Source organism: Microbacterium kyungheense (genome assembly GCF_006783905.1).
Classification (GTDB): domain Bacteria; phylum Actinomycetota; class Actinomycetes; order Actinomycetales; family Microbacteriaceae; genus Microbacterium; species Microbacterium kyungheense.
The window spans coordinates 47839-71426 of the sequence record NZ_VFPE01000008.1 but is presented as its reverse complement, the minus strand read 5'-3'; the positions used below and the strand labels follow the sequence as shown (position 1 = coordinate 71426).

General features: G+C 67.8%; 21 protein-coding genes. 6 read left to right on the top strand and 15 right to left on the bottom strand.

Annotated elements, in window-relative coordinates; translation table 11 throughout:
* Positions 1-14 precede the first annotated feature (14 nt).
* The 10 genes from FB391_RS18675 to FB391_RS18630 all read right to left on the bottom strand — a co-directional run bounded on the left by FB391_RS18675 (position 15) and on the right by FB391_RS18630 (position 10507).
* The gene (locus tag FB391_RS18675) at positions 15-800 is read right to left on the bottom strand and encodes a MerR family transcriptional regulator (RefSeq protein WP_141896682.1); all 786 of its coding nucleotides are present in this window, start codon (positions 798-800) and stop codon (positions 15-17) included.
* Between the two features lie 70 nt (positions 801-870).
* Positions 871-2007, bottom strand: coding sequence for a serine hydrolase domain-containing protein (locus FB391_RS18670; protein WP_141896680.1), 1137 nt, complete (start codon positions 2005-2007; stop codon positions 871-873).
* 193 nt (positions 2008-2200) lie between these two features.
* Positions 2201-4825, bottom strand: a complete 2625-nt coding sequence (locus tag FB391_RS18665; RefSeq protein WP_141896678.1) for a chitobiase/beta-hexosaminidase C-terminal domain-containing protein — start codon at positions 4823-4825, stop codon at positions 2201-2203.
* A gap of 164 nt (positions 4826-4989) precedes the next feature.
* Positions 4990-5625, bottom strand: coding sequence for a bifunctional 4-hydroxy-2-oxoglutarate aldolase/2-dehydro-3-deoxy-phosphogluconate aldolase (eda, locus tag FB391_RS18660; RefSeq protein WP_141896676.1), 636 nt, complete (start codon positions 5623-5625; stop codon positions 4990-4992).
* Positions 5622-6017, bottom strand: a complete 396-nt coding sequence (rbsD, locus tag FB391_RS18655; RefSeq protein WP_141896674.1) for a D-ribose pyranase — start codon at positions 6015-6017, stop codon at positions 5622-5624. The genes eda and rbsD overlap by 4 nt, the downstream gene beginning before the upstream one ends.
* On the bottom strand, positions 6017-6742 hold the full coding sequence (locus FB391_RS18650; RefSeq protein ID WP_141896672.1) for an SDR family oxidoreductase: 726 nt from the start codon (positions 6740-6742) through the stop codon (positions 6017-6019). Before FB391_RS18650 ends, rbsD begins: the two co-directional genes overlap by 1 nt.
* Positions 6739-8250 (bottom strand): xylulokinase, encoded by a 1512-nt coding sequence (locus tag FB391_RS18645; protein ID WP_141896670.1) that lies wholly within the window; start codon positions 8248-8250, stop codon positions 6739-6741. The genes FB391_RS18650 and FB391_RS18645 overlap by 4 nt, the downstream gene beginning before the upstream one ends.
* Positions 8251-8254: 4 nt before the next feature.
* Positions 8255-9223, bottom strand: a complete 969-nt coding sequence (locus FB391_RS18640; RefSeq protein WP_141896668.1) for a shikimate dehydrogenase family protein — start codon at positions 9221-9223, stop codon at positions 8255-8257.
* Entirely contained in the window at positions 9220-9909 is a 690-nt protein-coding gene (deoC, locus tag FB391_RS18635) for a deoxyribose-phosphate aldolase (RefSeq protein ID WP_141896667.1), read from the bottom strand. Before deoC ends, FB391_RS18640 begins: the two co-directional genes overlap by 4 nt.
* Positions 9902-10507: a glucose-6-phosphate isomerase family protein gene (locus tag FB391_RS18630; protein ID WP_185843167.1), complete on the bottom strand. Its 606-nt coding sequence runs from the start codon at positions 10505-10507 to the stop codon at positions 9902-9904. The genes deoC and FB391_RS18630 overlap by 8 nt, the downstream gene beginning before the upstream one ends.
* A gap of 149 nt (positions 10508-10656) precedes the next feature.
* On the opposite strand from FB391_RS18630, the gene FB391_RS18625 reads away from it, so the two are divergent.
* Positions 10657-13098 (top strand): glycoside hydrolase family 2 protein, encoded by a 2442-nt coding sequence (locus FB391_RS18625; protein ID WP_141896663.1) that lies wholly within the window; start codon positions 10657-10659, stop codon positions 13096-13098.
* 189 nt (positions 13099-13287) lie between these two features.
* Here FB391_RS18625 and FB391_RS18620 read toward each other — a convergent pair whose 3' ends face one another.
* Positions 13288-14670 carry a peptidase associated/transthyretin-like domain-containing protein gene (locus tag FB391_RS18620; RefSeq protein ID WP_141896661.1) on the bottom strand — a complete coding sequence of 461 codons (1383 nt, stop codon included), beginning with the start codon at positions 14668-14670 and terminating at the stop codon, positions 13288-13290.
* A 117-nt stretch (positions 14671-14787) separates the two neighbouring features.
* Between FB391_RS18620 and FB391_RS18615 the strand changes: the two genes are divergently transcribed.
* On the top strand, positions 14788-16377 hold the full coding sequence (locus FB391_RS18615) for a P-loop ATPase, Sll1717 family (RefSeq protein ID WP_141896659.1): 1590 nt from the start codon (positions 14788-14790) through the stop codon (positions 16375-16377).
* A gap of 367 nt (positions 16378-16744) precedes the next feature.
* Here the strand turns inward: FB391_RS18615 and FB391_RS18610 are convergent, their stop codons facing one another.
* Together FB391_RS18610 and FB391_RS18605 are read right to left on the bottom strand one after the other, a co-directional pair.
* The gene (locus FB391_RS18610) at positions 16745-17395 is read right to left on the bottom strand and encodes a hypothetical protein (protein ID WP_141896657.1); all 651 of its coding nucleotides are present in this window, start codon (positions 17393-17395) and stop codon (positions 16745-16747) included.
* 301 nt (positions 17396-17696) lie between these two features.
* Positions 17697-18254: a hypothetical protein gene (locus tag FB391_RS18605; RefSeq protein WP_141896656.1), complete on the bottom strand. Its 558-nt coding sequence runs from the start codon at positions 18252-18254 to the stop codon at positions 17697-17699.
* Between the two features lie 221 nt (positions 18255-18475).
* On the opposite strand from FB391_RS18605, the gene FB391_RS18600 reads away from it, so the two are divergent.
* Positions 18476-19525 (top strand): hypothetical protein, encoded by a 1050-nt coding sequence (locus FB391_RS18600; RefSeq protein ID WP_141896654.1) that lies wholly within the window; start codon positions 18476-18478, stop codon positions 19523-19525.
* 277 nt (positions 19526-19802) lie between these two features.
* Here the strand turns inward: FB391_RS18600 and FB391_RS18595 are convergent, their stop codons facing one another.
* Positions 19803-20618 (bottom strand): LysM peptidoglycan-binding domain-containing protein, encoded by an 816-nt coding sequence (locus FB391_RS18595; RefSeq protein ID WP_141896652.1) that lies wholly within the window; start codon positions 20616-20618, stop codon positions 19803-19805.
* A gap of 224 nt (positions 20619-20842) precedes the next feature.
* On the opposite strand from FB391_RS18595, the gene FB391_RS18590 reads away from it, so the two are divergent.
* Entirely contained in the window at positions 20843-21526 is a 684-nt protein-coding gene (locus FB391_RS18590; protein ID WP_141896651.1) for a hypothetical protein, read from the top strand.
* Positions 21527-21554: 28 nt separating this feature from the next.
* Here the strand turns inward: FB391_RS18590 and FB391_RS18585 are convergent, their stop codons facing one another.
* Positions 21555-22058: a nucleoside deaminase gene (locus tag FB391_RS18585; protein WP_141896649.1), complete on the bottom strand. Its 504-nt coding sequence runs from the start codon at positions 22056-22058 to the stop codon at positions 21555-21557.
* A gap of 415 nt (positions 22059-22473) precedes the next feature.
* Here FB391_RS18585 and FB391_RS18580 point away from each other — a divergent pair, with 415 nt between their 5' ends.
* Entirely contained in the window at positions 22474-22971 is a 498-nt protein-coding gene (locus FB391_RS18580) for a PaaI family thioesterase (RefSeq protein WP_141896648.1), read from the top strand.
* A 97-nt stretch (positions 22972-23068) separates the two neighbouring features.
* The gene (locus tag FB391_RS18575; protein ID WP_141896646.1) at positions 23069-23587 is read left to right on the top strand and encodes a nucleoside/nucleotide kinase family protein; all 519 of its coding nucleotides are present in this window, start codon (positions 23069-23071) and stop codon (positions 23585-23587) included.
* Position 23588 lies beyond the last annotated feature (1 nt).

Here is a 23588-nt window from a genome sequence, read left to right as displayed (position 1 = left end):
CGGACCGGCCGCGCTCAGTGCGCGTCCGGCCTGGGGATGCGCACGCCCGCGGCGCGCAGTCGCGCCTCGACCAGACCGACCAGGCGTTCGGCCGCGGTCCCCTCGTCCGAACCGAAGTCCCGCACGATGCCGTAGCGGGCGGAGGTGTCGGTACGCGCCTGCAGTCCGGTGACGATCCGCAGGTGCTCGGGGTGAGCGAGGTAGTGGTCCGCCATGGCGGTGGCCAGCTCGGGGATGCGGGGATCGTCGGGCGTCCACGCTGCGGCGCCGGCGCCCCGCCTGCTCAGCGCCACGAACTCCGGATCGAGGACGGCGTTCTCGATCGCCGAGAGGTGGTCGTCGAACTGCTCGGGCACGAGCGCCTTCGCGAGAACCAGGCCCTCGCGTGACGAGGCCGTCTCTTCGGGGCTGAACCCGAGCGCCGGCATCCGCTCGAGCAGTGCCACCGCCCGATCCGGAAGGAGCGCACGGTTGCCGTCGGTGAGCTTGTGCAGGGTGTCGCGGCGCGCCGTCAGCTCGTCGATCTGGGCGTTCAGCCGGGTCTCGACCTCGGCCAGCCCTTCGGCGAACTCCGCGTCCTCTGCGTCGAGCAGGCCGCCGATGTCGGCCAGCGGCACGCCGGCCGCGGCGAGCGTGCGCACCTGCACGAGTCGCAGCAGATCGTCGGCGCTGTAGCGGCGGTAGCCCGAGGTGTCCCTCTCGGGCTCGGGCACCAGATCCAGCTTGTGATAATGCCGCACCGTCTTCACCGTGACGCCGACGAACGCGGCCGCCTGGCCGATGGTGACTCCGCTGCTCATGGTTCCAGCCTGCCCTGCTCTCCGGACGGCGGTCGTCCCGCCGTCCGGAGAGTCACGTGGGGCACGGTCGTCACGCGGTGACGGCGGGCGCGGTGCGGAAGACCGCATCCACCAGCCGCTGCGAGCCCTGCTGGAAGGGAACGGCCAGGGTGAGCGCGGCGTCGTCGATGTAGTTGAGCGTCGCCGTCATCGAGCGGCGGCCGTCGGGGGTGCAGTACACCAGTGCTGCATAGCCCGCGGCGCCGCCGTTGTGCGTGATGACCGTGCCGTGCTCGCCGAGGTCCTGGACGAAGACGCCCAGGCCGTACTCCATGCCGGGGATCGGGGTGGGGGTGGTCGTGCGCATCTCGGTGAGCAGCTGGGCGGGGAGCAGGCGCCCGGTGACGAGCGACGTGAGGAACGTCTGCAGATCCTGCGACGTCGAGATCATGTCGCCGCCGCTGGAGATCCACGACGGGTTGTGCTCGCTCACGTCGACCGTGCGCTCCACACCGTCGTCGTCGTACCGGTAGTACGCGTGCGGATGGGGCTCGGCGATCGCCGTCTCGTACGTCGGCTGGGCGGTGTCGCGCAACCCGAGGGGTGTGAAGATCGCGCGGTCCATCTCCTCCGCGATGGGGCGGCCGGTGACCTTCTCGACGATCAGCCGGACGATGACGTAGTTCGTGTTGGAGTAGCTCCAGTCCGTGCCGGGCTCGAAGCGACCGGGCTTCGACAGCGCCAGGCGCACCAGCTCTTCGGGCGCGTAGCGCGTGAAGCGGCTGTCCACCCACTCCTTGCCCGAGATCGTGGAGGGGATGCCGGCGACCACGGTTCCGTCGGGATAGAACTCGCCGGTGAAGTTGAAGACCCCGCTGGTGTGCTGCAGCAGCATCCGGACGGTGATGCGGGGATCGAGGTCGAACCCGCGCAGGTACCCTGCGGCGCTCGCATCCAGGTCGAGGCGTCCCTCCTCGACGAGGCGGAGTGCGAGGGCCGCCGTGAACGTCTTGGTGTTGCTGCCGACGCGGACGTGGCCGTCGATCGGTGGCAGGGCATCCGAGCCGAGCTCGGCGCGGCCTGCGGCGCCCGTCCAGTCGCCGCGCTCATCGCGGACGCGCAGCGTGATGCCGGTGATGCCGGAGGCCACGATGTCGTCGAGGATCTGCTGCAGCTCCGGGCGGTCCTGCGCCTGGGCCGCGGTCTGGTTCGGGGTGGCGAGAGTCATGTCGTGCTCCTGGATTTCCGTTGTCGGCGACCCGGTTTCGCGTCGCTGCGGCGAGTGTGAACCCTGACCCAAGGTCAAGGTCAAGCAGCCGCGGAGCTTTCTTGTGAGCGCAACGTCGACGCTCGTGCGCTGCGCCCGATGCCGACACAGAGAGACGGCGCGCCGGCCGAAGCCGACGCGCCGTCTCCGGGAGTCACTCCGCGACGATGACCTTCACGTCGTCGACGAAGCCGGTGTTGTCACCCTCGAACGTCGTGGCGACGAACGAGATGGTGTGCTGGCCGGACTCGACGGTGAAGGAGTCCGTCTGATGGAGCTCGTACGCGCCACTGTCGTCCGGTGCCGCGTGGCCGACGAGCTGGTCGTCGACGAACACGTCGAACTCCTGCAGCCCACCGAAGTCGGCGCGGTTCGCGGCGTAGAACGTGATCGCGTACGTGCCTGCCGGGAAGATGACCGTCTGGTCGATCCGGCTGTTCAGGCCCGAGTCGGTCTTCAGGTACGCCGTGCGCTCGCCCTCCGGCGCGGGGAACGCCGGGTTGAAGACGCTGTCGTTGTGCTGGATGCCGGCGCGGGCGCTGAACGTCCAGCCGTTGACCATCGGACCGTTCGCCGTGCCGTTCGTCGCCGGGCTCTCGAAGCCGGCGTTGAAGATCGTGACCACCGGCTCCTCGTCGGGGATCTCGGGGTTCACGAAGCACCGGTTGTCGCCGCCCGGGTTCGGGTCGCCGCCGAACGACACCGCCGTGCAGTCGACGCCGTCGGTGAACGTGCCGAAGCGGAACAGACCCTCCGATCCGAATGCGACGCTCGCCTCGCCGTCGAACTCGCAGGTCCCGCGGTCGGCGTACTGGCAGAACTCGTAGCCGTCGGGGGCGTTCTGCACGTCGAGCACCTTGTAGAGCCGAGACGTCACGCCCGACGGCTCCAGCCCGGGCGCGACCGCGATCGCGCGCAGGTACGTCGTCTGCAGCGGGTTCAGGATGATCTGACCGGTGTAGAGCGTCGATGCGGCTGTCGGGATGCTGCCATCCGTCGTGTACCGGATCTCGGCGCCGGGCGTGCCGGTCGTGATCGTCACGCCCTCGACCGACGGGTACAGCCCGGGTTCGAGGCTGAACACGGGGGCGTCCGCGACGCCGGCACGCGGTGCCGGGGTGACGAGCACCTGTGCGACGCCGTAGGCACCGCTCTTCGTGGTGGCACGGATGGCGACCGACCGCTCGGACTCCACGGCCGGCGCGGTGAAGACGCCGTTCGCGTCCACCGACCCGTTGCCCTCGCCCACCACCGACCACGTCAGCTTTCCGCTGCCGTCGATGATCGAGGCATCCAGGTCGACCTGCGCGCCACCGGCGACCGTCGACTGCGCCGGTGTCATCGCGACCTGGGTCTCGGCCGGTGCCGTCGTGTAGATCGCGAAGGTGTGGGCGGAGCCGATCTCACCGTCGATGAATGCCGACTTCTTGGGCTTGAACTGACCGGTGGTCGCCGGCAGCAGCGCGTTCGCCTCGGGCTGGGCGACCGAGTCGTCGAACACGAAGCGGTTGAAGCGGTCGTTGACGTTGCCCCCGGTGAACTGCACCTTGACGTCCTTCGGGCGCCCTTCGGCCGTCTCCACCAACACGGTCAGCTCGCCGTCGGCGTCGCGGAACGCGGTCGCACGGATGTCGTCGTCCGACACCTCCGTGCCGAGCACCGTGCTGTGGGCTGGGATGTAGCGCATGAGCAACCCGGCCTCGTAGAACGCGGCGGTCGGCTTCAAGCCGAGTACGAGCGAGTCCCACATGTTGAACGAGCCGTTGGTGTCGCCGCGGGGGTCGTCGGTCATGACGCCGTTGAGCTGCCACACGAGGTTCGAGTGCACACCGCCGTTGGCGCTGCGGATGATGTAGTTCGGATACCCGGTCTCCCAGACGCTTGTGCCGGGGTTGGTCCAGCCCATCTCCGACAGGTTCAGCGGGGCGTCGCCGATGGAGGCGCGGCGCTGGTCGATCGCCTGGCTCATGAAGTCGTACGACTCGCCGTAGAGGTGGAACGAGTACTGGTCGAACACGTCGCCCGCGTTCTCGGCCATGTACTTCGTCCAGTCGGGGGCGTTGACCTCTTCGGGGCCCCAGATCTGCACGTCGTCCCGCAGGCCGTCGGCCTGCAGCTGCTCGTGCACCTTGCGCGCCATGTCGGCGTAGTACGCCTTCTGGTCGGCGGGTCCCTCGAAGTCCCAGCTGCCGTTGGGCTCGTTGTAGAACGTCAGGTAGTCGACGTTGTCGTAGCCGCGGTTGTTGATGAGCTCGTTCAGCAGGGCGGAGGCGGAGTGCCCGTACGCCACCAGATCGCCGGGGGCGCTCTCGTACGGCTTCTGCACGCCGGGGTAGAGGAACCAGTCGTGCACGCGCTCGCCGACCTTCCACCCGAAGTTCAGCAGCACCTCGGTGCCCGCCTGCTGGAAGGCGTCGAGGTAGCGGTAGAACGCCTTCATCTCGGGGCTCTCGAAGTCGTACTGTCCCTTCTCGAGCTCCATCCAGTCGATCTGGAACCATACGCGCGCCACCTTGGGCTGCACGGTGAGGATCCGCTCGACGTCGACCTCCCAGTCGGCGTCGTCGTAGCCGTAGGCGGCGGTGTCGCCCATGAGGCTCCACGGGATGACGTTGACCCCGATGCCGAGGTAGTCGTCCTGCACGACCTCGTCGAGGTCGACCGTGACCGTTCGCTGCGCATCCGTGCTCGCCGCGAAAGCGGGCAGTGCGGGCACCAGCGTCCCCACCGCCAAGGCTGTCGCCGCCGCGATCGCGGTGCCGATTCGCCGTCGTCGCATTCCATTTCTCCTATCGACGTCGATAGAGCGCAGCGCCGCCGGTGTGACCACCGATGGTCATCCAGATGTAGTGACACTACGCATATCGTGGTGCGAGCCAGGCTAGAGGGACGCAAATGGGCCGCGCAAGGCCTATTGGAAAGGTAGTGGAGGTAGTGCTGCTACTAACTTGCCGAACTCTCGATGGCGGCCGTCGCGGCCGCCGACAGTGCGCGAACCGTGTCGAAATCGCCCGCAGCGATGGCAGCAGTGGGCACCATCCACGACCCGCTCACGGCGAAGACCGACGGCGAGGCGAGGTACTCCGCGGCGTTGTCGACCGACACGCCGCCCGACGGCAGGAACTTCACGTCGGGGAAGGGGCCGGCGAATGCGCGCACGGCGGCGCCCCCGCCGACGAGCCCCGCCGGGAAGAGCTTCAGATGATGGATGCCGCGGCTCACTGCCCGCTGGATCTCGGTCGCGGTCGCGACACCCGGCACGATCGGGATGCCGCGCTCGGCCGCGCGGGCGATCACGGCGTCGTCGAGCCCGGGCGACACCAGGAACTGCGCTCCCGCGTCGGCGGCGGCATCCACCTGGTCCGGGGTGAGCACGGTGCCCGCCCCCACGACGAAGTCCGAGCGCCCGGCCGTCGCGCGGATGGCGTCGAGGCCGGCGGGCGTGCGCAAGGTGATCTCGGCGCAGCGGATGCCGCCGGCGGCGAGGGCGTCGGCGAGGTCGGGCGCGCGACCGGCATCGTCGATGACGACGACCGGCACGATGCGGTTGGCGCCCAGCACGGTGGGCGCGGAGGTCATACCGGGAACCCCACGCCCGCCGTGAGGAGGACGTTCGCGTATGGGGTGTCCTCGGCGGTGCGCACGGCGAAGCGGGCGGAGACCGCGCGGCGCTTGAGCTCGGAGTGGTCGACGGTGCCGAGCTCGCCGAACCGGCCGGCGATGACCTCGTGCGCCGCGGGGTTGGCGTCGGCGAGTTCCGTCGCCACGAGCGCGTGCTCGACGACGACCTCGTCGGCGATCGCCGTCAGCACGGGGGCGAAAGCGGGCAGGCCGTACACGACCCGAAGGTCGACCACGGGGACGCCCGGCGGTACCGGGAAGCCCGAATCGACGACGAGGAACTGGTCGGTGTGACCGAGCCGGGCCAGGTGCCCGGCGAGTTCGGCGTGGAGGATTCCGCTCTTCTTCATCAGGCGTCCTGCGAGGTGGGTGCCACGACGATCTCGCGGAACGAGATGTGCTGAGGCAGCTGGTACGCGGTGAGGATGGCGCCGGCGATATCGTCGGGCACCAGGCCGCCCCCGATGCTCTTCTTGTAGTCGAGGTAGCCGTCGAGCACGTCGCCCTCGCCGGTGTTGCCGAGCAGGCCGGTGTCGACCATGCCGGGGGCCACCAGCAGCACGCGGACGTTGTGCGCGGCGTTCTCGCGGCGCAGGCCCTCGGTCATGGCGTGGACGGCGTACTTGGTGCCGTTGTAGACGGTGTGGTCGGCGTAGAGCTGCTTGCCGGCGATCGACCCGATGTTGACGATCGTGCCGTGCCGGCGCTCCTGCATGCCCCGCAGCACCAGCTGGCTGTTCTTCATGAGGGCGACGCAGTTGACGTCGAACTGCTCCTGTACGAGTGCCGGGTCCTGCTCGGCGACGGACGACAGCGCCATGAGGCCCGCGTTGTTGATGAGCAGATCGACGGGCCCGAACCGCTCCTCGGCACGGGCGATCGCGGCGGCGACGGCGGGGGTGTCGTTGACGTCGGCGGTCGCCAGTTCAGTGTCGGGCAGGCCGAGCTCCTGCATCGGCTCGAGACGCCGCGCGATGAGCAGCAGCGGGTGGCCGGCGGCCGAGAAGGCGCGCGCGGTGGCGGCGCCGATGCCGGAGCTGGCTCCGGTGATGACGACCAGGGGCTTCGTGGTCATGAGGACTCCAGGTGGTGGGACGGGGCATGAGGGGGCAGGGCGGCGAGGGCAGCCGAGGCGGCGTCGAAGCGCGCGCGTGCGGCGGCATAGGCGGCCTCGCCGTCGTCGGCGGGCAGGACGCGCTCTATCACGGTGTGGGCGTCGTCGACGCGGCCGAAGTCGGTCCACGCGCCCATGCCGACGAACGCGATCGCGGCCGCGCCGAGCGTTGCGGCCTGCTGGTCGACACTCGTGCGCACGAGCGGCGTCTGCAGGATGTCGGCGTAGATGCGGTTCCAGTGCGGCGACCGGCTGCCGCCGCCCGAGATGAGCAGCTCGTCGTCGCTACCGCTGAGCTGCCTCATGAGGCGCAGGCTGCGGTCGAGGGCGAAGGCGATGCCCTCCAGGCACGCGCGCACGAGGTCGGCGGACGTGGTGCCCAGTTCCAGCCCGGCGAGGCCTCCGCGCACGCCCGAGCCGCCCTCCAGCGGCGTGCCGCCCGCGAGCGTCGGCAGCATGACCGCGCCGCCGGCACCGGGGGCGCTCGCCGCGGCACGCTCGACGAAGGTGCCGATGGGCTCGCCGGGTGCGAGCAGGTCCCGCAGCCACCCGATGGTCGTGCCGCTCGAGAAGGTCGACAGCGCGCTCACGTGCAGGCCGGGGATCGCGTGGCGGAAGACGTAGGGCCGGGAGTGCTCGTCGAGCACGGGGCGAGCGCTCGTGACGGTCATCCAACTCGACGATCCGAGCGCGGCGTACAGGCGGCCCTCGGCGGTGCCGCGTGAGCCGAGCGCCATGGCCGCGTTGTCGACGGCACCCGCGAACACCGGGATGCCGGCCGGCAGGCCGAGCGCATCGGCGGCGTCGCGTGTGAGGGCGCCGACGACGTCGGCGGACTCGACGGGTTCGGGAAGGAGCTCGCGCGCGATGCCCGCGGCGGCCAGGATCTCGTCGTCGTAGCCGCCGCGCTCGAGTGAATAGGCGCCCGAGCCCGACGCCATCGAGTGGTCGGTGACGAGGCGTCCGGTCAGCCGCAGGTTGATCCAGTCCTTCGAGCCGACGAGGTGCCGCGTGCGCGCCCATGCCTCCGGTTCTTCGGCGGCGAAGGCAGCGGCCTTGAATACCGGGTAGAGCGCCGCGCCGAACCCGTTGCCGGTGCGCCGGTACCACTCCGGTTCGGGCAGCGCGGCGAACACGCGCGCGGTGCGGCCGCGCGCGTCCGACCAGATCGGCGTCGTGGGCCGCACCAGTTCGAGCGCATCGTCGAGCTGCACGGCGCCCAGGCTCTGGCCCGACAGTGCGATGCCGGCGACGGCCGTCGCGGCATCCGGAATCCGCTCGATGATCTCGCGGGTGGATGCCACGATGGCGCGCCACCAGTCCTCGGGGCGCTGCTCGTTGCGGCCGGGGGCGGGGTGCGTGGTCGCGTACTCGCAGACCGTCTCGGCGAGCATGGTCGCGTGCTCGTCCCACAGCGAGGCCTTGCAGCCTCCGGTGCCGAGGTCGAAGGCCAGCGCGAGTGCGGTCACGGCGTCACCGCGTCGCGAGGGCGAGCTCGCTCAGACGCTCGAACGAAGGCCCCGCGGTGGGGATGTCGATGTGGAACACCTCAGCGATCACCTGCGTCCATCCGTGCACGAAGTAGATCCAACCATCCTCCACCTGCAGGGCGTGCGCGTCCTCCTGAGCGCGCGCCTGATCGAGGAAGACGAGGTCGCCGCGGTAGTTGAGGTCCCACGCGATGGCGCGCTCGGGAAAGACGCCGGCATCCGTCAGCGGCGAGCCCGGGGCATCCTTGCCGAGGCCGGTCGCGTTGACCACGAGCGACCCGGGCGCGAGCCCCGCCATGACGCGGTCGTTGTCGGCGGAGGTCGGCGTGAGCACGTACTCGAACGCGGTGTCGGTGTCGAGCTGCGCGTGGATCTCGCGGATGTGCTCGAGGCGCTGCGGCGATCGGTTCGTCACGATGATGCGGCCGGGGCGCTCGGCGCCGGACTCGAGGCGCGAGAGGTACCAGCTGATGGCGATGGTCGAGCCGCCGGCCCCCATGCACAGCGCGTCGGCGCCGGTGCGGCTCCAGTGGCCGTCGGGGATGAAGGTGTCTAGAGCCAGGCCGCTCGAGATCGGGTCCTTGGCGTGGCAGATCAGCTTGCCGTCGCGCTTGGAGATGCAGCTCGTCTCGCCCATGAGCCGGGCGAACGGGTCGATCTCGTCGAAGAGATCGCGGCACGCGGTGAAGAGGTCGATCTTGTGCGTCGTGACGAGCGCGCCGAGACTCAGCGGGTCGGCGGCGATGAACTCGACCACGCGGCGGTAGTCGTCCGCCGGCGCGCGCAGCGGCAGGTCGATGCCCTGCAGTACAGCCCCCTCGAGCCCCAGCTGCTCGGCCCAGCGGGGGAAGACGTACTGGATCGACGAGCGCCCGGTCGTCACACCGATGAAGTAGAGCGTCGGCGTCTCCGCCGGCCGCAGGTCGTGGGCGTTCATGGTGGGAAAGGTCATGCTTCACTCCTGGATGCCGCGGCCACCGCCGCGACGGCGGCATCGGCGTTCATTCCGAATCGGGTGACGCCCAGGCGCGCCATCTCGCGCACCGTGGCGAGATCGCGCACGCCGCCCGCCGCCTTGAGTGCCGCGCGGCCGGCTGCCTGGTCGGCGATCACGCGGATGTGGTCGACGGTGGTCGAGATGCCGGACCAGCCCGTGCCGGTCTTGATCCACGGCACACCCGCCGCGATCGCGGCGTCGACGCCCGCGCGGAGCTGGTCGTTGTCGAGGTAGCCGACCTCGAGGATCGCGCGAAGGGGAACGCGGTCGCCCACGACCTCCACGACGGCGGCGAGCTCGCGCGTGACATAGTCCGTCTCGCCCGAGCGCAGCCTGCCGATCGCGACGACGACGTCGAGCTCCTGCGCGCCGAGGTCGAGCAGTTCACGGGCCTCGGCGACCTTGGTGGCCGTCGTGGCGCCGCCGCTCGGGAAGCCGACCGGCGACCCGGCGAGCACCGTCGAGCCGTCGAGCAGTTCGCGCATGACGGGCAGCCAGTTCGGCAGCACGTGGGCGCTCACGAAGCCGCCGGCTATGGCGCGCTGCGCGAGCTCTTCGAGGTCGGCGCGGTTGTGGCGCGCCTGCACGCAGCTGATGTCGATGTGCGCCGCGAGGTCGGCGAGGACGTCCTGCTCAGGCAACGTAGCCTCCGTGGTCGGGGTTCGGCCGGGTGGTCCAGCCGCCGTCGCCGTCGGTGACGACGAGCTGCTGCATCCCTCCTGCCCGCTCGATGATGCCGTAGTCCTGGCCTGCCTCGGTCGCGTACGCGAAGAGCGTCACGAGCTTGTCGGCGCCGACATTGACACTGCGGTGCACCCAGCCCCCGGGCACGTGCACGGCGACGCCGGGTGTGATGGGCACCGCGCGGGACTCGCCGGCCACGCTCTCGAGCAGCATGACGCCGCTGCCGGCGATGCCGTAGTACAGCTCGGCGAACTCGGCCTGGGCATGCAGGTGGCCGCGGGTCATCGCGAACTCGTCGCCGATGCGGCCCGGCTGCAGCACGCTGAGCCCGATGGTCAGGGCGCCGCGGCCTTCTTCGGGCGTGCTGCTCTCGACCCAGTACACCGGCTCGCCGTCGTGGGCGGCCAGCGCCGCGTCGAACGCCGCGGTGTCGCGGTACAGCCCGCCGAGGTCGGCGAGGTGCTTCTCATAGCGCTCCGATCGCCCCGAGAAGAGGCCGTTCAACGGGTCGACCTGGAGCGAGGCAGGTTCCGCGACGCGTGCAGCGGCGCACATAGGCGTCCCTTCTTCGGTGAGCATCAGGGTAGTAAGACTACATCACGCGCGGCCCAGGACGAGAATCGGATGCCGAAACCCTGCGAATCCGCCAGTTTCGGGTAGTCGCGCTACGTGTCGGGCCGCGAGCCTGTGCTACTCCTAGGGGTATGACTTTGCGTGAGCTTCACGACGGCTGGACCCTGCGGCACAGCGGTGGCGGCATCCCTCCCGCCTTCGCCGGCGTCGCGGCCGAGCCGGTTCCGGCGACGGTCCCCGGTGTGGTGCACACCGACCTGCTCGCCGCCGGGCTCATCCCCGATCCGTATGTCGACGACAACGAGTCGCTGCTGTCGTGGATCGGGCGGTGCGACTGGACGTACGAGCTGACCTTCGACGCACCGGCCGACGGCGCCGACAACCACGACCTCGTCGCAGAGGGCCTCGACACCGTGGCCCGCGTCGTGCTCAACGGCGTCGAGGTCGCGACCACCCGCAACCAGCACCGCACCTACCGCTGGCCGGTCGGCGCGCTGCTGCGGCCCGAGGGCAATCGGCTCGAGGTGACGTTCCGCTCGCCCATCGCCTACGCCGAGGAGCGCGAGGCGGTGCTGGGGGAGCGTCCGCACGGCTACGTGCACCCGTACAACGCGATCCGCAAGACGGCCTGCAACTTCGGCTGGGACTGGGGTCCCGCGCTCGTGACGAGCGGCATCTGGCGTCGCATCGGCATCGAGAGCTGGAGCGGCGCGCGCATCGCGTCCGTCCGTCCGGTGGTCGGCGTCGACGGCGATGCCCGCCGCGTCGACGTGCACGTCGAGCTGGAGTGGAGCGACGACGCCACCGATCTCGAGGTCGTCGCACACGTGGCCGGCGAACGCGCGGCGGTTGCGGCATCCATCGGCACTTCTTCTGTCGTGCTGTCGATCACCGCGCCCGACGTCGAACTCTGGTGGCCGCGGGGGCATGGCGCGCAGCCGCTGTACGAGCTGACCGTGCAGGCGGGTGAGGCGGAGTGGAGCCGGCGCATCGGCTTCCGCTCCGCCGAGATCGACGTCGAGGCCGATGCCGACGGCAGCCCGTTCACCGTGATCGTCAACGGCAAGCCCATCTACATCCGCGGGGCGAACTGGATTCCCGAAGACACCTTCTTCGCGCGCATCACGCGCGAGCGGCTGGCAGAGCGGTTCACCGACGCCGAGGAGTCGGGCATGAACCTGCTGCGGGTGTGGGGCGGCGGCATCTACGAGTCCGAGGACTTCTACGAGCTCGCCGACGAGCGCGGCGTGCTGGTGTGGCAGGACTTCCTGCTGGCGTGCGCCGCCTACAGCGAGGACGCCGAGCTGTGGGACGAGTTCGAGGCCGAGGCCCGCGACAACGTCACGCGCCTGTCTTCGCACCCGAGCCTGGTGGTGTGGAACGGCGGCAACGAGAACATCTGGGGCTGGGTCGACTGGGGCTGGCGCCCGCGCCTCAAGGGCGCGACGTGGGGCGAGGGCTACTACCTCGACCTGTTCCCGCGCGTCATCGGCGAGCTCGCGCCCACGACGCCGTACTCGGCCGGAAGCCCGTACGGCTTCAGCCGCTTCGTGCACCCGAACGACCCGAAGCACGGCACCGTGCACATCTGGGACGTCTGGAACCAGGTCGACTACGACGTCTATCGCACCTACCGGCCGCGGTTCGTGTCGGAGTTCGGCTTCCAGGGGCCGGCGGCGTGGTCAACGCTGTTCTCGGTCGTGCACGACGAGCCCGCCGACCCGTATGGCCCGCTCATGCTCGTGCACCAGAAGGCGAACGACGGCAACGGCAAGCTCGAGCGCGGCCTCGGCGCGCACATCGCCGAGCCGCAGTCGATCGACGACTGGCACTGGGCCACGCAGCTCAACCAGGCCCGCGCGGTGCGCTTCGGCATCGAGCACTTCCGTTCGCTCCACCCCCTCAACCAGGGCTCGATCGTGTGGCAGCTCAACGACTGCTGGCCCGTGATCTCGTGGGCCGCGGTCGACGGTCACGGCATCCGCAAGCCGCTCTGGTACGCGCTGCGCGACGTCTACGCCGACCGCTTCGCGACCATCCAGCCCCGCGACGGCGGCCTGGCGCTCGTGCTGCACAACGACTCGGACTCACCGTGGGAGGCCTCGGTGTCGGTGCGGGTGCTCACGTTCGCGGGTGACGAGCGGACGTCGATGGATGCCTCGGCCTCGGTGCCCGCGCGCTCGGCGGTGTCGGTGGCCCTGGACGTGTCATCGGACGACCCGACGGGGGAGTTCGTGGTCGCCGAGCTGTCGACGGGCGAGCGGGCGTTCTGGTACTTCGACGAGGACCCCGCGCTGCGGTTGTCGCCGTCGCCGGTGGTCGCATCGGCTTCGGCGGTCGAGGGTGGCTACGAGGTGCGGGTGCGGGCGACATCGCTCGCGAAGGACGTAACGCTGCTGGTGGACCGAGCGGATGCCGCCGCACGGGTCGACCGGGGGATGGTGACGTTGCTGCCTGGCGACGAGGCTTCGTTCCGGGTGACGGCGCCCGCGGGGCTGGATGCGGAGGTGTTCGCGGGCGCGCTGGTGGTGCGGTCGGCGAACGATCTGGTGCCGGTGACCGTGGGTGTCTGACGCGGGGTTATGGCGATTGGCAGGGGCGTGCGGTTAGCGGACCCGAACGTGCGATTTCAGCGGGCTGGGTATACGGGCACTTGCCTCGCGTCGGGGAGAGAAGCGGAGCAAACGTTCGTTGACGCGCGCTCAAGGACCGGCGCTCGTGCACTCCACGACCACCTCGCGGGCGCGCGTTGGCGAGCACTCCTATACAGGCTTGAAGTCCTGCTTGGGCAGGCCAGCGGCAAGTACTATCCACTCCTCGTCCGCGATCGTCTCGCCAAACGTCGTCCAGACTCTCGCGCTCGAGTCGCGGTCGACCACACGCAGGTCGGTAGCCCCGTCAAGGGTCGAATCGAGCGTATGCGCTGGCACTACGAAGGAGGGACCGATGCTGTCCTCCGCCTTAAGATCAGTCAGCCGCGGCCAGGAGCCTGCATGGAACTCCGGTGACGTTGTGCAGGTGACGGTCTGACCATCGCGAGTGACTGCGGTCACCTGGCGCATCATTCCTTCGCTGGCGGAGACTCCCAACGGTGCGCTAGGCCTCGATGCGAGCTTCGTCCGCACTCGCCGGACTGTTTCCTCGCGGGCCCGCAACAGTCGGTCAGTCGTGAATCGCTCAATAGCATTCGGTCCATCAAAGACTTCGATCTCGACCTCAGCCGAGGGAGGCAAGACGTTTCGTACTCTTTGAACGACAGTATCGGGGTAGAGATCACAAACGGTGATCCGGATGTGTGATCGTCTGGAGAGAGATTCTCGAAGTAGGCCGAGAGTCGTGAGGTCGGTGGTTGGTACGGAATAGCCCATGAGCACGATCTCGGCTGCTTCCCCTATCGCGTGGCTTGCTGACTGCCAGAGGTGCGAAGTGATCGGGCCGCCGTAGAACGCGGACTTCAGCGCAACGGGCGGGACGATGTACGGCTCCTTACCCGGTAGCCACCGTGCCGGCGCAAAGTTTCGCTCTTCTTCGCGCTCACCGTCGAAGAGAGGTACGCGCTCGAGCGTCGCGCTACTGTCGTCGCCGGGAACCCAGTACCAATTGATAGATCCGTGCAGCTTGAGTAGGTCGAACGACGTCCAGGTTGCGTCGCGCCCGTCCTCACCGAACGTTCGACCTGCACTGCCCGACGGGGCGAAGTTGATGACTGTGGGCCATGGGACGATGAGTCTGCTGTTCGCGTCGTACAGGCAGGCTCGTCGGACCGCTAACTCGACGAGTGTGTCGTAGTTGAAGGTGCTGACCGATGCGCGGGTGGCGTGCCAGAGCTCGACCAAGTCCAGCAGCCAGCCTGGAAGCGGGCGGCTTGATGCCGTGATCACTTCGTCGCGAAGGATCGCGCTGATCTCTCGAGTCGCTCGCAGATAGAGGCCCTTCGCTTCGAGGTTTTCGGCCCGGTCGCGATAGGGCTGCGGAGTCGATGCCTGCGACATCCAAGACTCAAACGCCTCGATCTCGTGTGCGCTAACTCTGTTCGCGATCTCCTCGTCGCCGTCCCTCACGCGGAGGCCTAGCTCGGTCAGCAACGGCATCGAGGACGAGACAGCGCGAGAGAAACCTGCGCCGAGGATGTAGCTGGAGCCCATTGGCCCATTCTCGTGCCCAGCGTCGAACACCTGAATCTGCAAGCCATTGCGGCGAGCGCATGACGACCACTCTCCGTCCAGCGAGTCTAGTGACGGCGGTACCCCTAAGCTTGCGCCGTGAGTGTTGACCGCCGCGCTGTGATCCAAGACATCTCTTTCGGCGGACGTACCGCCGAGGACGAGAGCGACCATCTTGCTCGATACTTCGTCGAGACCGAGCAGTGGCGGAAAGTCTGGTCCGACGAGGTCGACATCGTGTTCGCCCCGAAGGGGGGCGGGAAGAGCGCCATCTACAGCATGCTGGTGTCGCGTGAAGAGGCGCTCTTTAGCCGCAACGTCATACTCGTGCCTGGCGAGAACCCGACCGGTGCGACAGCATTCGCGTCGATTCAAACTGCGCCACCGACTACGGAGACGGAGTTTGTCCGGATTTGGCAGCTGTACTTCCTCGTCCTAATCGTGGAAGAACTCGAGCGGTACGGCGTTACCTCGGAGAAGCTCAAGGAAGTCCGTCGAGCCCTCGGATCGATTGGGCTCACTGACGCCATCAAGGTGAGGCGGACGATTGTCACACGAGTGCGCGACGTAATCAGCCGGTTGTTCAACCCTGAGAGCATCGAAACCTCGATGACCGTCGTTGACCCATCGACGGGTTCTCCGATCGATTTCGCAGCAAAGATCACTTTCGACGAACCGAATGCTGCGCAGTCAGCGGCAGGCGTGGTTTCGGTTGACCAGCTTTACGAGGATGTGAATGAGGTTCTCGAGGGGCAGGTCTTCAAGGTTTGGCTCATGCTCGATCGACTCGATGTCGCCTTCACGGCCTCACCCGAACTCGAAGCCAATGCACTGCGCGCATTGTTTCGCGTGTACAAGCTCGTGGAGCCTCTGAAGAACATTCGGATGAAGATCTTCTTGCGCACCGATATCTGGGCCGAGATCACTGCTGGCGGCTTTCGCGAGACCAGCCATATTACGCGGGACATGACTCTGCAATGGAGCAAGGCCAATCTCCTCCAGCTGATCACGCAACGCTTGATCCAGAGCTCGAAGCTATCCGCCGCGCTGGGTGTTGACCCCGACGCCGCGGTCGCAACCGCTGTCGCACAGCAGGAGTTGTTCCACAGAGTGTTTCCAAAGCAGGTGGACGCCGGAACGCGCAAGCCAGCGACATTCGACTGGTGCATGTCTCGCACGGAAGATGGAAAGAGCACGGCGGCGCCGCGCGAACTCATCCATCTGTTTACCGTCGTGAGGGATCGACAGCTCGGACGGTTCGATACCGGCGAGGCGTCGCTCCCGGATGACCTCTACTTCGAGGCGCAGAGTTTTCGAGAAGCGCACCCCGAGGTGTCCGAGACTCGACTACAGAAGACGATCTACCCGGAGTACCCCTGGCTGCGAGATTGGCTTGAAGCGCTTCGTGGCCAACGGACACTTCACGACCTAGCGAGTCTCCAGGCGTTGTGGGGTTGCGAGAGGTCAGTCGCCGAGGAGCGTGTTCGCCGTCTCGTCGATATCGGCTTCTTCGAATCCCTGGGACCCGTCGCCAGCCGTACATATAAGGTGCCCTTCCTCTATCGCCCCGCCTTGGAGATGATCCAGGGTGCGGCCGAGGGCGTGAAGGCGCGATCTGGCGAGGACGACGAGGAGGCTCTGTTCGAGGACGCTACGGAGGTCGAAGCGCTCCCTGAGATGGGAACGTGACGCAGGCTGCAAAGTTCGATTGGTCTACTCATTCGTCCGGCGAGAGGAGACTGCCCGGTTAGGGATCGAAGCACGCAGTCGATCTCGCTCCGCCGAATAGAGAAGCAGCTGAGGACACGTTGATTGCGGAGATCCCGGCGTCGCCGTGCGCATTGTGCAACGCGCGTTCGGGCACTCCCCGATCGTGTGGGGCGATTGGCGGCCGGGCGGTTTGCGCATAGGTGAACTGGCGGGATCGACCGGCTGAGCGGATCCCGGCATTCGCGCGCGGGTGGAACGCTCGGGTCGCGATTGTTAATGCGAGCGGTGACCGCGGCATCATCGTGAGCACTGTGGTGTGGCGCAACGCGGTCACGCTGCGCAGGGACTAACTGGATTTGCCCCCGAAGTACCTCTTCCGAATCTGCGTGAACCGCGATGCCCAAACCGTCCGCCGCTGAGAGCGGTGGGCCGCCATTGCCGCGTCGTTTTGGGCGCGAACGGTGTTCCGAAGATTGTGAGCACTCCGGATCGCGTTCATGTTTCTCACGTGACCGCCTCTGCCAAGCAGGTACATCAACGCGCCGATTATGAGCGTGCCGATGCCAACCAATGTCATGGCTGCCGCGATGGCGCCGATATTGGATGCCCACTCGGGATAGGTCTTGGTCGAGACGCCTGAAGGGAACTGCAGCGTTACGGCGACGGCTACTCCCAGAACGCCGGCAAGCCCACCAACAGACAGGAGCGACCCGAAGACAATGAGTGGGCGCGCTGCGGTGATGAGTTCGTCGTAGGAATGATCCGCCTGTCTAAGAGCCCACTCCACGACGAGGTCGTCATGGACGTCACGCACGAGTCGCTGCTCGGCCGAACCTTTGGTCATGGACTCAAGCCCCGCCGACAGGTTCTTGGCTTGCTGGAGCTGTCGAGGAAGGCGTCGCCGCGAGGTTCCAATGAGAGCCCCGAGTGCCCCAAGTCCCGCGGCGAGAACCACCGCTCCTGCCGAAACAAGCGCGACGACCAGTTCCGTATCCAATCGACGCCTCTCTCGCCCGAACATGGGAACGTGCAACGATCATAGCGACGCCCTGAACGCCATCCGTTGCATCGACCGGCTATCCCGGCTGTGACGCATCGGGCGCCGCTCACCGCGTCGGGATAGAACGCGACATTGCGACAACGCACGAGGATTCTGCGGGCCGACCCGGCCCCGCACTTCCCCCACGACGTCGGCATCGCCGGCGAATTCAGCACGGACCGGAACCGCGTGCGTGCATTGCCCGCATAGGGATCGATCCCGGTTGGGATGCTTGGATGAGCCGGGTCTCCGGTGACAACTACCGCGACTGATCCTCGGCTACCGTCTCATCGGTGTTGTTGATCCAGTCCCGGAGATTCTTCGGAAGCCCGGAATGGAGTTTGAATAGTTCGGAGCAACCAGCGGTGAACTTCTCGAACGCTGCGTGATCAAACCGTCTGGTATCCAGATGCGCGGGCGCCTCACCCTCTCCCTTTCGATTCATCCAGATGATCGTCGGGTGCCAGGTGACGCCATCACTCTGGTCGGCGTAGGAACCGTGGAAGATGGAGTTCCGTTCGTCATTGAGGGCACTGCACTTCTTGAGCCAACCGTTGATGGCGTCCGCTTCCTGCCCGCCATATCCCTTACCGGCGATCTTGAGAGCCTCGATCAATTGCGCGGTTGATAGTCGGCGCGCCAGGTAGGCGCTCAATGGCGGGGGACTCTCGAGAGCGGCCCGGAATGTCATCGCGATGAGAAACTCAGCGCGGGACCACATCACGACGGCCTTGCCGATGGTGGCCTCGATGGCTCGCCAGCGAGCCTCGTAGTCGTCGCTTGCGTTCTCGCTGCTGTTCGAGGGTTCGACCGTCACTGGCCGACCGTACCAGCGGATCGCGCAAGTTCGCCGACGTCAAAGGCGGCACCATCGAATGGGAGGCCGTCGAGCCTGAGGAATCGCGACTGCCCGGCGAAAACGACTCCTTCGGCGCCCGAACGAGGATGCCTGGACAAACGCGCGCGAGCCAGCTGCTCGAGGCTCGGCGCTGAACGGAGGCGACCGGTGAAGACGAACATGTTCACTACCATCGGGCCATGGCTAACCCAGCGAAACTAGGCCGTGGCTCGTACAGATTCCCCCGGGCTGTCGTCTTCGCCGTTTCGCTTGTTGTCGTCGGGGCTTTCGTTCTCGCGACCTATCTGACACTCGATCAACCGAAGTCTCGCGAGTTCGACGGGTACATCACACTACTCGGGCCGGTTGCACAGGAGCAGGAAGCCTTCATCTCGGTGCAGATGCGCGACGATGGCGCAAGCGACGATCCGCTTGTGCGGGTTTCGGTCGCGATATGCGGCGAGGGGTCCTTCTCAGGCGTACTCCTGTTCGGCGGCGACGCGGTGCTTGACGATCTCGCCGCCACGATCCCCGGAGAGTCCGTTCCGACGACGAAGACTTACACGGGTGAACTCTCGAGCGCCGGCCAATCGCAGGGCAACATCGACGAGGTCCAATCGCTCGACGTCATCGAAGCAGAGTTACCTCCGTGCATACCCCTCGAATCCGGCGCCATTTGGCCGATCGCCTTACAGGTCGAGGGGCGGTTCCAGTCTGCAATCTCATCGACCACATCGATCCTTGGGATGACATCCCCCAGAACTGGGTACGCGTTTCCGCTGATTGGCGCGTTCCCCCCTCCGACTTCAAGTGCACTGCTCGGCATATTCAGCTTGCCTGGAGATTCCCGCGATCTTGCCCGGCCCACGCATCTCACCGCGAGCGTTAGCGGACCCGCACTCGACATCGGTGACGTCGTCGAGACCAGCGACCCGGTCGTCGCCGACCCTGAATCGCTTGGTTGGGATGCGCCGGCACCGCTCGCCGCATCCGCGACCACCCTTGACCGCGATGCGCAGGCGGTTTGGCTTCAGATCAATGCGTATCTCGGCATAGCATTCGGCATCGCCGGATCGGTCTCCGCAGCGATCGCGCTCGACTGGCTGGCGCCGCAGCGAGAGCCCTCTCCCGTCCCGCAGATGAGGCGTCGCGAATCATCAACTCGTTCATCCGCTACTGGATTGATGGCAGTGCTCGGCATTGGGATTGCCATGCTTGCGCTAGCCCGCGTACGCCGAGCGCGGCGATAGTGGGAGATGCGAGGCGGACCGGCGGTTTCGACCCGCCGGTCATCAACGTCCTCTCGTCGATCGGAGCCAAGGGCCCGTCACGGTTCCCTGTCCGCGCATCGCCCGAATGAGGATCCGTTTCGAGCATCGGCACGGATGGGCATTATCTCGGCACGGCGCCGATCTGCTCCCGTGGTGCGCTGTTACTGCTAACCAGTTGCTGTGGTTGAGAGTCAGGCGGCGCGTACAGCCCCGGCCGGCGAGTCCCCACGCGGAAAGCGCCACCGTTGAATGAAGGCTAGGGGAGCATCCCGTCAGGTAGTGCGAAGCGCTGCTGGAGTGTGCGGAAGTCGCCCTCGTCGATGTTCGCGCCGACGTCGGCGAACTCAACGACGAGGACATCGCGGTGCTCAACGAGCGCAGCAGCAGCCGCAGCGTCGCCGCGCGCGGCGGCGTCAGCGGTCGCGCAGAGCCAGTCGTAGACGACCGTCCGCGGCGCGCTTTCCACGCTGGCTATTCGCTCCGTCGCAGTGGGCCACGTGTAGCCAGTCGGCAGCGAACGCCCCCACGCGGCGACGGCGGCATCGTAGGCGGCGACGAGTGCGGCGGAGCGCTCAGCCCAGTCTTCCGTGGTCGGGCGCAGCACGAGGACATCCCCGGGCTGGATCACCTTCGGGCCGTTGCGGCCGTTGTAGCTCGCCAGCGAGAGGAAGTCGATGCAGAAGCGGTTACCGATCGACTCGCCGGCATCGCCGGGCTGCACCGTATAGGTCGCGATCTGTCCTTCGGCGTCGTAGCCGACCTGCCCGTCGGCGAGCTCCGTCGGGCCGTTGTCGACCAGCGTGCCGACTAGCGCTGGGAACTCGCTCTGCATCCAAGGAATGCGGGCGCGGGAGGCGCACTGTGCTTCGTCAGCGACGACCGCGGAGTCCGGCCCGGCGGCCACGACGCTCGTCTTGTTCTTCGTCCCGTTGTCGTCGATCGAGTCGCCGGCCCCGGTTGCGTCCGGTGCGAAGCCGATGCCCGACGTGGCGGCCGCTGCGGCGAAACCGATCCCCACGACGGCCGCTGCGCTCGCGACGACGACCGTGGTGACCTTGGCTGCTCGGTTCATGCTCGTGAATCTAGCGGGTATGACGGATTGACCACACGACGAGGCCCCTCCACTGGACGGTGCCCGTCACGGATCCGCTCGCGAACGTTGGTTCCGTACGAAAGGCCAGGCGGTGGCCGTCCTCGGTGCCGCCGATTGTGCGCCAGTCGCTGCGCTTTCGTGCTGCGCCGGAAGACTCGCGTCCCGCGAACGCGCTGTTCCCGCCGTTGGTAGCGTCACTCACGATGGATGCCGCAAGCACACCCCCGTACGCGAGCCCGATGGAGGACTCGCCGGCCGCGCGCGGCGCCGCTGTCTGGGTTGTCATCGGTAGTGGACTCGCCGCGCTGATCCTTGGCTCAGGTGCGATTGCACTCGTGCGCGAGCAGTTGCACATCGCCTGCAGCATGGGAGCGCCGGGTTCGGAGGGGGCTGACGTGTGGACCTGCAGCGACGGCGTCGGCTATCTCAGTGTTGCCGTGACCCTCGGTGGGATGTGGTTCCTCACGGTTCTGCTCGGCACCTTCGCCGCGGGGGTGGTCCGGCGCGATGCAACCGCACGCACGGTGCTCGTGCTGCTCGCCGGCTTGTCGACGGCGTGGGTTCTAGGCTTCACGTGGTACGGCTCAAGCGAACTCGTCCTCGACGAGTACGCACCGATGAGCGGTCAGGAGTATTGGCAGGCGGCTGTCGGGCGGGCCGCGATCGCGTGCGGTGCCGGCATGGCCGCTGCGATCGGAGGTCTCTTCCTTCGGGGACGCCTCATCCGCGTCGCGAACGTCGCCGCTGCTCTCGGTGTCGTCGTCGCCACCGCCCTGCAGCCGGGACTCAGCATCAACACGATCCCCGCCGCGGGCTTGCTCGTTGCAGCCGCGGTACGGGCCACAATCCGCCCGGCCCAGCCTGATGCGATCGCCTCTGCGATCTGACCCTCTTCGCCGCCGGCCGACGGGCGCATCAGCTTGGTCGGTTTGCGCGTGACGCCGCGCGCTCGTGGACCTCACGCATCTCGGCGTCGAACGGTGCCACGGGCGCGATCACGATGGCGTCCGGCACGACGTCCGTGATCGGCGTCGGCGCCACCGGCCCGGCAGGCAACCCCCACGACGCCCGCCACTCGGCGAGCTGTGCCGCCGAGGCTGCCGCGACCACGCGTCCGAGCCCCGCCCACCCGTGCGCGGCAGCGCACATCGGGCAGTGCTCGCCTGACGTGTACACCGTGGAGGTCGCCCGCTGCCCCGGCGTCAGGTGTGCGATCGCCCAGCGCACGAGCGCGAGCTCGGGGTGCGCGGTCGGGTCGCGATCGGACTGCTCGCGATTCATCTCCTCGGCCAGCACGGCGCCGCCCGCGTCGACGAGCACCGACCCGAACGGGTCGTCGCCGTTCTCGAGCGCCTGCTTCGCCAGTTCGACGCATCGCCGTAGGTGGCCCGCGTCGGAGCGGGAGATCTCGCTGCTCATCCTCGTCCTCCCGTCCGTGAAGGCTTCTCGCGACTGCGCATCGCCGCCGATCCACCCGGGGCGACGGCATCCATCCCTGCCACTTCGCTGCGGTACACGCTAGACGCTCGCCCGTTGGGCGCCGAGCAGTTCGGCAACCAGCGATCCAGAAGGTTGCCGAACTCAGCCGAACCGGCAAGTGGACTGCACGGAGCCGGCATCGATCTCACCGAGGATGGACCCATCGCCCCGACCACTTCGAAGACGACGTCCCTCCGATCGTCGCCCCGCCGACCGGCGCCCCGTCTGGACGAACGCTCACGTTCGCCGACCCCGACGGCACTGGCTACGCTGACGTCACGATGGACGACTACGCGCTCGTAGCGCCGCGCCGCGGGGGCTTCGGTCCGCGCCGCCGGGCTCCTATCCTGTGAGCATGGCGCCCGACCCCGACCGAAAGCGCATCGTCACCTGGGATGATCCGAAACCGCCGCTCGCGGCATCCCGCGAACTCGATGGGCTGGCGTTTCTCCGCGCAATGATCGCGGGAGACCACCCACCGCCTCCCATCTCGCGGCTGATGAACTTCTGGCTCGTGTCTGCGGACCCGGGTGAGGCGGTGTTCGAGTGCGATCCGGGCGAGTACCACGACAACCCGCTCGGGATGGTTCACGGCGGCCTCGCTTGCACGCTGCTGGACTCGGCCGTGGGTTGCGCCGCACACACCACTCTCGCCCAGGGCGTCGGTTACACGTCGATCGACCTGAACGTCTCGTATCTGCGCCCTGTCCTGTCGACCACGGGTGTGCTCCGCGCACGCGGACGCGTCGTCAAGGGCGGCCAGCGCGTGATCTTCGCTGAGGGAGTGTTGGAGGATGCCGCCGGTCGCGCACTCGCGACGGCGACGAGTTCCCTGCTCGTGCTGCGGCCGTAGGCTCCGGTCGAGCATGGATCGGCGAGGTGATGAGCCGCCGCCAGTGGATGGGTGGGCGACGGGCCCGCGCCAAGCGGTATCGGGAGAGGATCAGAACATGAGCACGACCGACAGTCCTAACGTCTTCGACGCCCTTCTGGCGGAGATCGCCCACAACAATCCTCGCGGGCGCATCGTCGTCGCCGTCGACGGTGCGCAGGCCGCGTCGACGGCGCGGTTCGCGGACGCCCTCGCCGCCGCGGCGCGAGCACAGGGCAAGACGACGTTCCGGGAGAGCGCCCCTGGTCCCCAGCTGTACAGCAGCAAAGACGACGCCCCGCAGCTCCGCTCAGTGCTGGCCGGCTTCCGGGAGGGGGCGCTGGAACAGGACGGCGCGAGTGCTGCGGTGCCGGCCGACGCACTCCTGATCGTGGACGGACGATTCCTTTTGAGCCCCGCGTTGCGCGGAGCGTGGCATTTTCGCGTGTGGCTGGAGGAGGACGCGACGCTCGACCAGGACGCGTACGAGCAGCGCCTGCGCTACGTCCGCGATGAGGAGCCGCGCGGTGCTGCCGACGCGATCTACGACGTCTCCCGTCCCGACGCGCCGAAGCGGATCTTCTCCGACTCGTGCTGAG

Coding starts and splice junctions, on each gene's coding strand:
- FB391_RS18675 (WP_141896682.1), bottom strand. CDS start 800: ATGAGCAGCGGAGTCACCATCGGCCAGGCGGCCGCGTTCGTCGGCGTC.
- FB391_RS18670 (WP_141896680.1), bottom strand. CDS start 2,007: ATGACTCTCGCCACCCCGAACCAGACCGCGGCCCAGGCGCAGGACCGC.
- FB391_RS18665 (WP_141896678.1), bottom strand. CDS start 4,825: ATGCGACGACGGCGAATCGGCACCGCGATCGCGGCGGCGACAGCCTTG.
- eda (WP_141896676.1), bottom strand. CDS start 5,625: ATGACCTCCGCGCCCACCGTGCTGGGCGCCAACCGCATCGTGCCGGTC.
- rbsD (WP_141896674.1), bottom strand. CDS start 6,017: ATGAAGAAGAGCGGAATCCTCCACGCCGAACTCGCCGGGCACCTGGCC.
- FB391_RS18650 (WP_141896672.1), bottom strand. CDS start 6,742: ATGACCACGAAGCCCCTGGTCGTCATCACCGGAGCCAGCTCCGGCATC.
- FB391_RS18640 (WP_141896668.1), bottom strand. CDS start 9,223: ATGACCTTTCCCACCATGAACGCCCACGACCTGCGGCCGGCGGAGACG.
- FB391_RS18630 (WP_185843167.1), bottom strand. CDS start 10,507: ATGTGCGCCGCTGCACGCGTCGCGGAACCTGCCTCGCTCCAGGTCGAC.
- FB391_RS18625 (WP_141896663.1), top strand. CDS start 10,657: ATGACTTTGCGTGAGCTTCACGACGGCTGGACCCTGCGGCACAGCGGT.
- FB391_RS18620 (WP_141896661.1), bottom strand. CDS start 14,670: ATGGGCTCCAGCTACATCCTCGGCGCAGGTTTCTCTCGCGCTGTCTCG.
- FB391_RS18600 (WP_141896654.1), top strand. CDS start 18,476: ATGGCTAACCCAGCGAAACTAGGCCGTGGCTCGTACAGATTCCCCCGG.
- FB391_RS18595 (WP_141896652.1), bottom strand. CDS start 20,618: ATGAACCGAGCAGCCAAGGTCACCACGGTCGTCGTCGCGAGCGCAGCG.
- FB391_RS18590 (WP_141896651.1), top strand. CDS start 20,843: ATGGATGCCGCAAGCACACCCCCGTACGCGAGCCCGATGGAGGACTCG.
- FB391_RS18585 (WP_141896649.1), bottom strand. CDS start 22,058: ATGAGCAGCGAGATCTCCCGCTCCGACGCGGGCCACCTACGGCGATGC.
- FB391_RS18580 (WP_141896648.1), top strand. CDS start 22,474: ATGGCGCCCGACCCCGACCGAAAGCGCATCGTCACCTGGGATGATCCG.
- FB391_RS18575 (WP_141896646.1), top strand. CDS start 23,069: ATGAGCACGACCGACAGTCCTAACGTCTTCGACGCCCTTCTGGCGGAG.